The sequence below is a fragment of the Microcystis sp. CS-574 genome, from assembly GCF_028329095.1.
Classification (GTDB): Bacteria; Cyanobacteriota; Cyanobacteriia; order Cyanobacteriales; family Microcystaceae; genus Microcystis; species Microcystis ichthyoblabe_A.
The window spans coordinates 1-8,057 of record NZ_JAQMSY010000096.1 but is presented as its reverse complement, the minus strand read 5'-3'; the positions used below and the strand labels follow the sequence as shown (position 1 = coordinate 8,057).

11 protein-coding genes, 1 tRNA gene and 2 pseudogenes are annotated in these 8,057 nt (G+C 41.8%); 10 read left to right on the top strand and 4 right to left on the bottom strand.

The features are described 5' to 3' along the window. Positions 1 to 198 precede the first annotated feature (198 nt). From PN470_RS07595 to PN470_RS07580, 4 genes and pseudogenes are all read left to right on the top strand, one after another. A tRNA-Thr gene (locus tag PN470_RS07595) sits at positions 199 to 270 on the top strand. 323 nt (positions 271 to 593) lie between these two features. After that, positions 594 to 824, top strand: a pseudogene (locus PN470_RS07590) (IS1/IS1595 family N-terminal zinc-binding domain-containing protein); the annotation flags it as partial. Positions 825 to 920: 96 nt separating this feature from the next. Beyond that, the gene (locus PN470_RS07585; RefSeq protein ID WP_002731731.1) at positions 921 to 1,148 is read left to right on the top strand and encodes a DUF2281 domain-containing protein; all 228 of its coding nucleotides are present in this window, start codon (positions 921 to 923) and stop codon (positions 1,146 to 1,148) included. A gap of 3 nt (positions 1,149 to 1,151) precedes the next feature. Beyond that, entirely contained in the window at positions 1,152 to 1,538 is a 387-nt protein-coding gene (locus tag PN470_RS07580) for a type II toxin-antitoxin system VapC family toxin (protein WP_002746877.1), read from the top strand. Between the two features lie 736 nt (positions 1,539 to 2,274). Here the strand turns inward: PN470_RS07580 and PN470_RS07575 are convergent. Both PN470_RS07575 and PN470_RS07570 read right to left on the bottom strand, forming a co-directional pair. Further along, positions 2,275 to 3,723 (bottom strand): serine/threonine-protein kinase, encoded by a 1,449-nt coding sequence (locus PN470_RS07575; RefSeq protein WP_272104206.1) that lies wholly within the window; start codon positions 3,721 to 3,723, stop codon positions 2,275 to 2,277. Positions 3,724 to 3,813: 90 nt separating this feature from the next. Then, positions 3,814 to 4,713 (bottom strand): J domain-containing protein, encoded by a 900-nt coding sequence (locus PN470_RS07570; protein ID WP_272104204.1) that lies wholly within the window; start codon positions 4,711 to 4,713, stop codon positions 3,814 to 3,816. Positions 4,714 to 4,911: 198 nt separating this feature from the next. Between PN470_RS07570 and PN470_RS07565 the strand changes: the two genes are divergently transcribed. The 6 genes from PN470_RS07565 (at position 4,912) to PN470_RS07540 (ending at position 7,436) form a co-directional block, all read left to right on the top strand. Beyond that, positions 4,912 to 5,310, top strand: coding sequence for a hypothetical protein (locus PN470_RS07565; RefSeq protein WP_002746868.1), 399 nt, complete (start codon positions 4,912 to 4,914; stop codon positions 5,308 to 5,310). A 3-nt stretch (positions 5,311 to 5,313) separates the two neighbouring features. Next, positions 5,314 to 5,721 (top strand): hypothetical protein, encoded by a 408-nt coding sequence (locus PN470_RS07560; RefSeq protein ID WP_002746866.1) that lies wholly within the window; start codon positions 5,314 to 5,316, stop codon positions 5,719 to 5,721. Between the two features lie 246 nt (positions 5,722 to 5,967). Further along, positions 5,968 to 6,183 carry a hypothetical protein gene (locus PN470_RS07555; RefSeq protein WP_002732614.1) on the top strand — a complete coding sequence of 72 codons (216 nt, stop codon included), beginning with the start codon at positions 5,968 to 5,970 and terminating at the stop codon, positions 6,181 to 6,183. Further along, the gene (locus PN470_RS07550; RefSeq protein WP_271935328.1) at positions 6,171 to 6,608 is read left to right on the top strand and encodes a type II toxin-antitoxin system VapC family toxin; all 438 of its coding nucleotides are present in this window, start codon (positions 6,171 to 6,173) and stop codon (positions 6,606 to 6,608) included. Before PN470_RS07555 ends, PN470_RS07550 begins: the two co-directional genes overlap by 13 nt. Positions 6,609 to 6,884: 276 nt before the next feature. Continuing rightward, the gene (locus PN470_RS07545) at positions 6,885 to 7,016 is read left to right on the top strand and encodes a DUF433 domain-containing protein (protein ID WP_002731629.1); all 132 of its coding nucleotides are present in this window, start codon (positions 6,885 to 6,887) and stop codon (positions 7,014 to 7,016) included. 93 nt (positions 7,017 to 7,109) lie between these two features. Continuing rightward, positions 7,110 to 7,436, top strand: a complete 327-nt coding sequence (locus PN470_RS07540; protein ID WP_271935329.1) for a DUF5615 family PIN-like protein — start codon at positions 7,110 to 7,112, stop codon at positions 7,434 to 7,436. A 48-nt stretch (positions 7,437 to 7,484) separates the two neighbouring features. Here PN470_RS07540 and PN470_RS07535 read toward each other — a convergent pair whose 3' ends face one another. After that, positions 7,485 to 7,787, bottom strand: coding sequence for an element excision factor XisI family protein (locus PN470_RS07535; protein ID WP_002734790.1), 303 nt, complete (start codon positions 7,785 to 7,787; stop codon positions 7,485 to 7,487). After that, a pseudogene (locus PN470_RS07530) lies at positions 7,772 to 7,921 on the bottom strand (element excision factor XisH family protein); the annotation flags it as partial. The pseudogene PN470_RS07530 and the gene PN470_RS07535, both read right to left, overlap by 16 nt. Positions 7,922 to 8,057 lie beyond the last annotated feature (136 nt).

Genomic DNA, 8,057 nt, shown 5'->3' with positions numbered 1-8,057 from the left:
GCCAAGCTTTTCTGGTCGGAACCCCCTAAGCCGAGTTTTCAAGGTGCTGCGCCGTCCACTTGGTTTTCGAGACTGGCCTTTTAATTCTAACGTAAAGCCAACCTAGAACGGCGGGGTTTCAGACCCAAAATTTCCGATGATCGACGAGGAAAAAATCTCCACTTGGTCTATTTGTGTTATAATGGGTTGGTTAAAAATGCTGGTGTAGCTCAGTGGTAGAGCAGCTGATTTGTAATCAGCCGGTCGCGGGTTCAAATCCCATCACCAGCTTCTGGGAAAACCAAATGTTTTCAGTCCCGACAAAGCTTTGGTGGCTTGTTTCGCAGCAAGGTTTACTGATTCTGTCGGTCTTTTTTGGTCATTGTTGGGTCAGTTGGTAATGATTCGGTAGTAGTGGCGTAGCCCTCTTGCCTACCTGGTATGAATTGTGTAAAATATTTATTAATAAAAATAATTGGAACCCGATCAGTCTTTAAACCTCTAGCTTGATCATGACTTTTCTGATAAATATCTTTTTCTGGCTCCTGTCTAGCTTACTCAAATATCAGTCTAGCACCGAACAAAATCCCCCCCCTAGTTCACCTCTATTCCCCTGTCCTAATTGTGGTTCTCACCATACTATCAAGAATGGTTCTATTCATAATGGAAAACCCAAACGTCAATGTAAAGAATGTGGTCGTCAGTTTGTGATCAATCCCACTAATAAAACTGTCTCTGACGAAACCAAACAATTAATTGATAAACTCTTACTCGAACGAATTTCCTTACGAGTAATTGCTAGAGTAACAGGGGTAAGTTGGTCATGGTTACAAAATTATGTCAACAGTAGTGCGATCGCACCATCCGTAACTTGTCCCCTCACCTCTGAAAACCCATGCTATCCTTGAGGTATCCCCCCAAAATCCTCAAATCAAATCGTTATGAACGATGCTGACCTAGATACCAATTCTCCTTTATTGCAAACCCTTCAGACATTACCTGTCCAACAACAACAAGAAATTCTCGATTTTTTGGAATCTATAGTCAATCAACACCATCAAACCCAAATAACCCAAACAGGTAGAATTGCAGGATTATATCAAGGTCAAGGCTGGATCAGCGATGACTTTAACGAACCCCTAACCGATGAACTCTTGCCGCCAACTTAACCCATGCAACTTTTATTAGATACCCATAGCTTTATTTGGTGGTCAATTAACTCAGAAAAACTATCACTAACCGGGCAAGATTTGTTATTTGATCGAAATAATCGCTTGTTTTTAATCGTTGCTAGTGTCTGGGAAATGCAAATAAAACTGCAACTGGGAAAATTACAACTTAACCCATCTTTACAGGAATTAATTAAAAATCAAATAACCATTAATAATCTAGAAATACTTTCTATTGATCTAGCTCATATCTGGACACTAGCAACCCTTATCCACTATCATAAAGACCCCTTTGATCGACTTTTAATATCCCAATCAATAACCGAAATTATGCCTATTCTGAGCATTGATGAGATATTTGACCTTTACCCCGTTCAAAGAATTTGGTAAATTTCCCAAAATGTTAGGCGATCGCTCACCTCGCAGCTAGGTCAAGCAACACCCCCACCCAACGTCAAAGGCAGACAACAGAAGGATACACATCCCCAAAAAACAACTGTGTCAAAAGCTACAATTTAATAAATCTTTACATTCCTCTCCCTAGCTTAGCGATTCACAGGGCAAGGATTCTCAGGTTTTTTCCCCTGTTTTACTGCTTCTCAGACGAACTATTTTTTTTCCGTGAGGGATTGTGGCGCAGTGTGTCGGATTCGCCTTTGCCTTCTCTCTTGACTGATCCTCAACTTGATCGCAAACTAAATTAAACAGGATTACCTCGCACCAGCCAGATGATAGAAATAATTGAATATGGCTAAATTACCAGAGGAAACCCTAACTAGCATTTTTGATCTACTGCGTCAACTGGCAGAGCAGATAGAATCAGAAGAATTAAGCCTAAACAGTAGCTCTCTTTCATTGTAGGCAAAAGGGGAAAGGTTTAAGAAAAAATTATCATCTTCCCCTTGCCAGACTTCTGCAAGCAGTCTATTAATTACGGGCTGCTGAAAAAGTTTTTCGTGGGGTGTGGGGTGTAGGGTTTTACCGATTTTGAGGGGGTCAATTACCTAATTTTCAGGGAAAAAGTCCAGGAATTTTACCCCCGATCACTCCCAGATATGGTACTTTTTGATTGACAAAAAGTCTAAAAGTCTTACCCAACAAGGTTTTTAGATTTATTCAGCAAACCCTAATTACTATTTTCTTCAGGAGGAGAAGGTGATAAAACAGGAGGAGCAATCGGTTCAATTTTATCCTCATTAACCGGGGGATTAATCACCTCTGGAACAGGAGAAGGCGAAGGAGAAGGGGAAGGAGAAGGAAGGGGAGAAACTTGAGGACTCGGATCTGTTTCAGGAAGAGGAACAGGAATAGGAATTACTTCTTCTGGGGTGGGACTAGGAGTTAATTCTGGAGTCACTTCTGGACTAGGAATCACCTCTGGGGTAGGAGTGGGGGATGGGGTAGGAGTTGGGGAATAAATGGGAGTCCGTCGGCGAGAAGGTCGTCGGATAGGGGGAAAATCTTGGGAGGGAGGAGGAATGATTTCAGGAGTAGGAGAAGGTTCAGGGGGTGGTAATGGTTCAATTTCCTCATTTTTGGGTAAAAGAGCCATAAATCCCCGATATCCCAGGGCAAAAGCTCCAATTGTCACCGCAAAAATCAGCAAAATCCGCAGCCAAGGATTCTTTTTTTCCCCGGAATTGGGTTGAATAACCACAGTGGGGGAGACGGTTGGTTTTTGGGGTGTAGAGGACTTTAATCGGGGACTATGGGGAGAAACTGCGATAGTCGGTTGGGTGGACAAATCCGGGGATATTTCTGCCAAAGCTGCTAACATTTCCCTGGCAGTAGCAAACCGATCGCGGGGATGAAAACGGATCGCTCGATCGATTACCATAGCTAAATTAGGATTAACATTTTCTGCCTCCTGTCGCCAGAGAATTTCCCCCGTGCGCGAGTCAGTTTCTAGATATTGGGGAGTTTTTCCCGTTAATAAAAAAATCGCCGTTAAGCCTAGGCTGTAAAGGTCACTAGAAAAGACCGGTCTCCCGGCAGCCTGTTCCGAAGCCATATAACCGGGGGTGCCAAGGGCGATCGAATAGGCACTTTTTCCCGTAGGATCGAGTAAGGTGGCCACTGCCTCTTTCATTACCCCAAAATCGATTAAAACGGGCAAATTATCACTATTTCTTAAGATAATATTATCGGGTTTCACATCCCGGTGAATAATGCGGCGACTGTGAATAAAATCAAGAACAGGCAGTAAATTTTCTAAAATCGTCCGCACTACCGAGGAAGATAAATTTCCCTGACGTTGCTGTTTTTGGGTTAGTGTCTCCCCTTCAATCCACTCCTGCACCAGATAGAAGTGATTATCTTGGGCAAAATAACCGTACAAACGGGGTATTTGGCGATTTTGTTCCCCCAATTCCTCTAAAACGCTTGCTTCTTTCTGAAAACGTTCTTTTAACCATTCTGGCATCCCCTCACTTTGAATGGCCGGCTGCAATTTTTTAATCACACAGCGCCGTTGAGAAGGCATATTCGTATCGATAGCGATATAAGTTTCCCCAAATCCCCCCCTAGCAAGGATACTAACAATTTGGTAGCGATTGTTTAAAAGCACTAGATTCATTACCCTGAGAGTGCAAGCGTGGTCTTAAATTGTTCCTAGACTAACATTCTTTCGTTAAGGAAAAAGTCAAGGGAAAAACTAGAGTCAAGTCTAAGGAATCCAGCGACGGATTTTCGTCCACAAAGGTGCATTATCTTGACTGCTCATCTCCTGAAAACTTTGATAACAATCGTAGGCGCGATTAAGATGGGCAGTGATTTCTGTAGCATTGGGATGGGAATTGCGATCGGGATGCCAATAACACAAGAGAGTTTTATAATTGTTCTCAATCCGGCTAGTCGTGGTAAAAGGAGTAATCCCCAAAACTCGCCACCAAACGGGATTAGCGGACTCTATAATCATCACGGCCAAGGAACGGGGCGAAGGATAGAGAATTTGGGCGATTAATGACCAATCTGACCCATAACACACCCGATAAACCGCTTTAACCCGTTCTTTTCCCAACTGTTCACAAGCTTGTAAATGCCATTGACGAAAATCCCTCCGCATCTGCTGATGAGTTCGCAAATCTCGCCTGGCGAATCTGCCCTCAGCTAGTTTATTAGTCCCGATAGTGTTAAAGTTACCATTAGCGATCGCTTTTAGATCCCAGTAAAGATGATAAAAAGGATCTTGACCCAAGGCCAGACTTTCCAGAATTTCCTTAGCGTAACCTCTAGCTGGATTTAATCGCAATAATTCCCGTAATTCCCGACAAAACTGCTCATTTTCGGGCATACCGCGCCATTGCCAATAATTAACATCCGGTTTTGCCAGAGACTGCCTATATATACTACGCCACACCTGCGGAACAGTACAGGCGATCGGGGTAGCCAAGGGAGTAGCCAAGGGATAAAATTGACCCTTTAAAGAGCTTTCAGGAGCATCTTCTAGTAAACAAGCAAGATGATAGGCGGGATGACTACGGGGCTTTTTTTGGGGGCTAATAAACCAAAAAGCCGTTAAAATGAGAATTAGGTACAGGAGTAGAGAAAGAATTTGCTCCGCCATCGCCACTTTTAGTTAGTCTGCTCAGTTACCTCAAGAATTATAATTGGTGCTATGGTCGCTGAAAAGTTCTTTGTATCTCGGCTGATTGTCAGAAATCCACAAAATGGGGTGATATGTCGAAAGTTTCCATATATCCTTACTCTGGTTATTCGGAAAGTCTCTGTATAATTAGTTAAACCTAAAAAATGAGGCAAAATAATGACGGACAAAAATAAGCCAGAAGAAGTTCAAGAGGCAATGATTTCAGTGGGAGTGGGTACAGCCATTGGAGCTAGTGCATCGGCAGTAGTTGGCGGTATGGGACTTGCTGTAGGAGGAACTGCTCTAGGAGTTGGTATGGCTCCAGTAGCAGCGGCAGGAGCAGTTGTCGGCACGGCAGTTTACGGAACCAAAAAAGCAATAGAAGAACAAGACGCAACGGCAATTGGAGCAGCGGCAATTGGTGCGGGTGCTGGGGCCGGTATATCAGCATTGGTTGGAGGTATGGGGTTAGCAGTAGGAGGGACGGCAGTTGCAGTTACAATGGCTCCCGTAGCGGCAGTAGGAGCAGTAATTGGTTTGGCTGGGTATGGTATCTCTAAATTATTCACTGAGTAAGTAATGGCTAAACGGAAAAGACAGTCCCCCAATGCTGCTCAAAAATTAGTAAGAGGAGCAATTCGGGACTTTATTAATCAGCTTAATGGCATAGTTATTGAGCCTGAGATAAATACTCCTGTAAAGGGGACAGAGGCTTGGTATCGGGACAAACTTGCTAGGGAATTAGGAGGAAAAACCGAGGTTTACATTGATAAGGTAGGTAGAATAGATGTCTTAACTAATACGGAAATAATTGAAGTTAAAAATACAAAAGGCTGGAAATCAGCGATTGGCCAAATAAAGAGTTATGGACAGTATTATCCCAAACATAAAATGAGAGTTCATCTATTTGGGAAATTGACTGAAAGTAAACTGGAAACTATCAAGAGAGTATGTAACCTAGAAGGTATAACTCTAACTTGGGAATAGTATGATCGCTGCTCTGGTAAGATTCGTTCCCTAATGCAAGTCCTACCGCTGCATCGATCGATTTTGGGGAACACACCATGGTCATTGATTCAAGCAAATGATTATAAGCTAAAAACGTCTAGGCACAGCGACAGACGGGAGTGCGATCGGATATAGACAAATATGGGGGCATTTTACCTTACTTTTTGGAGCCGTGATCTGTGTGCAATATGACATGATTAATAGAAGAAACAGGGAGTAAAGAGTATGGCTACCTATCAAGATGTTCGCCGGCAAGTTGAGAATCTCACCCCAGACGAGCAACTTCGCTTATTAAAAGAGTTAGCTGTAATGGTACGTCGCCCTATGCTTGTTAAGCCCAAGCATAGCATTATGGAACTAGAAGGACTAGGAAAAGAAATCTGGAATGGACTTGATGCTCAAGAGTACGTTAATCAGGAACGTGCCTCATGGAATGGCTGATGCAACTACAAGGTCAAGTTGTGGGGTTGGATACCGCACCACTCATTTACCTGATGGAGCAAAATCAGGCATATTTAGGGCTTGTTCGTGCCTTTTTTGGGGCGCTAAGTCGAGGCGAGTTTCAAGTTGTTACCTCTACGTTGACGCTGACGGAAGTTTTGGTGCATCCATTACGCTCAGGTAATGTAGAACTTGCCTGCCAGTATCGTGATATTCTTCTCGATCAAGAAAACTTAATTACAGTACCTATTTCTGTTGAGATTGCCGAAGTTGCCGCCCAGTTAAGAGCAAGACAAAACTTGCGAACTCCAGACGCAATCCAGATTGCCACTGCTATGGGAGAAGGTGCTATGTTTTTCTTGACCAATGATGCCCGTTTAGCTGCTGTCCCAGATTTAAAAGTTTTGGTTTTGGATGCTCTGTAACAGTACACCAATCTGGTAGCGTGCGTTCCTTAAACATTGATTTAAGCAAATGATAATAAGCTAAAAACATCTATGCACAGCGACGGACGAGAGTGCGATCGCTTATGATGGGGTTGTAAATTTTTGTTACGAAGTGCAGATATGGTAGGGTGCGTTCCCTAATGCGAGTCCTACCGCTGGAGCGATCGATTTTCAGGAAACCCAACATCCTCACCTATTACCATGAAAGGGTATAATAAGTTTACTTAAGGTCATCAAAGAGGTAACAAAACCTTAATGGAAAGTCGTATCCATATCCATCCAGATATTTGTAATGGAAGACCTGTTATAGCTGGAACCCGAATTCCGGTGCAAACAGTTATGGAATTTTTAGGAGCAGGGGATTCTATTGAAGAAGTAATTGAATAATATCCTTCTCTGAATCGAGAAGATATTTATGCCTGTATGCAATTTGCAGCAAGATTGATGGCGAATCACTATGAAGTCAGAAAAATTGCATGAATGGTTTTTTCTTTGATGAAAATTTACCAGCTAAAATCCTGTTCACTCCATCTTTACCGATCATTTTTAGGGAGAAGTCCAAGGGATACGGAAATTTGGCAATATGCAAAGGATAAAAAACTGGTTATTGTTACGAAAGATACAGACTTTTCCGATCAACTAATGCTTAATTTTTTTGCACCTAAAGTAGTACATCTCCGTTTTGGCAATATACGAAAACGAGAATTTCATCAGTTTTTAGCTCGTATTTGGCCAGAAGTTGAAGCTTTGGTTATTGAACATAAATTAGTTAATGTCTATTTAGATAGAATTGAAGCATTTAGATAATTTTTCCTAACATTCATTGCGATATCGCTAAGGTGGGTAATGCCTGCCTTACTCTAGGGAAAGTCCAGTAATAATATCTTCTGGGGGAATCCCAGCTTGAATTAAAGTGGTTGTTAATCCTTCTTCAAGATTATCATCTTCAATGACAATTTTATTTTTCAATAAACGAGCGTGAAATAAAATTGTATTAATCCATGCTTCTTTTTCCCAACCAGTCATAATTATTAAAAAGTTGCCTGATTCTGGATCACAAACTGGGGTAATTTTAAGGGTTTGTAATCGAGGTTGCATCGCTGACTCTTTTCTGATAACTTGAGTCAGAATATCGGCATAATTTACTGTGTTATCCATTCGCAAATTATCTCCTTTTGAGGATTATAAATAATTAAATTGATTCTATTACGTTTAATAACCAGTTGGAAAATAGCTTTTTTGAAGTGTTTTAAATAAACCGCTTGACTAATGCCCAAAAAAAGTTTTCTGGCTCTTCGGGAATTGTTATGCGAATAATTAACTTAAAATAAAATTCGATGAGAGTACCTAAGCTCAAAAGTAGCTGAAATCCATACAGGGAAGGACTTAAGGCACAAACAGGTTAATGCCAAAAGATAGACAATTAAG

Coding starts and splice junctions, on each gene's coding strand:
- PN470_RS07585 (WP_002731731.1), top strand. CDS start 921: ATGAACGATGCTGACCTAGATACCAATTCTCCTTTATTGCAAACCCTT.
- PN470_RS07580 (WP_002746877.1), top strand. CDS start 1,152: ATGCAACTTTTATTAGATACCCATAGCTTTATTTGGTGGTCAATTAAC.
- PN470_RS07575 (WP_272104206.1), bottom strand. CDS start 3,723: ATGAATCTAGTGCTTTTAAACAATCGCTACCAAATTGTTAGTATCCTT.
- PN470_RS07570 (WP_272104204.1), bottom strand. CDS start 4,713: ATGGCGGAGCAAATTCTTTCTCTACTCCTGTACCTAATTCTCATTTTA.
- PN470_RS07565 (WP_002746868.1), top strand. CDS start 4,912: ATGACGGACAAAAATAAGCCAGAAGAAGTTCAAGAGGCAATGATTTCA.
- PN470_RS07560 (WP_002746866.1), top strand. CDS start 5,314: ATGGCTAAACGGAAAAGACAGTCCCCCAATGCTGCTCAAAAATTAGTA.
- PN470_RS07555 (WP_002732614.1), top strand. CDS start 5,968: ATGGCTACCTATCAAGATGTTCGCCGGCAAGTTGAGAATCTCACCCCA.
- PN470_RS07550 (WP_271935328.1), top strand. CDS start 6,171: ATGGAATGGCTGATGCAACTACAAGGTCAAGTTGTGGGGTTGGATACC.
- PN470_RS07545 (WP_002731629.1), top strand. CDS start 6,885: ATGGAAAGTCGTATCCATATCCATCCAGATATTTGTAATGGAAGACCT.
- PN470_RS07540 (WP_271935329.1), top strand. CDS start 7,110: ATGGTTTTTTCTTTGATGAAAATTTACCAGCTAAAATCCTGTTCACTC.
- PN470_RS07535 (WP_002734790.1), bottom strand. CDS start 7,787: ATGGATAACACAGTAAATTATGCCGATATTCTGACTCAAGTTATCAGA.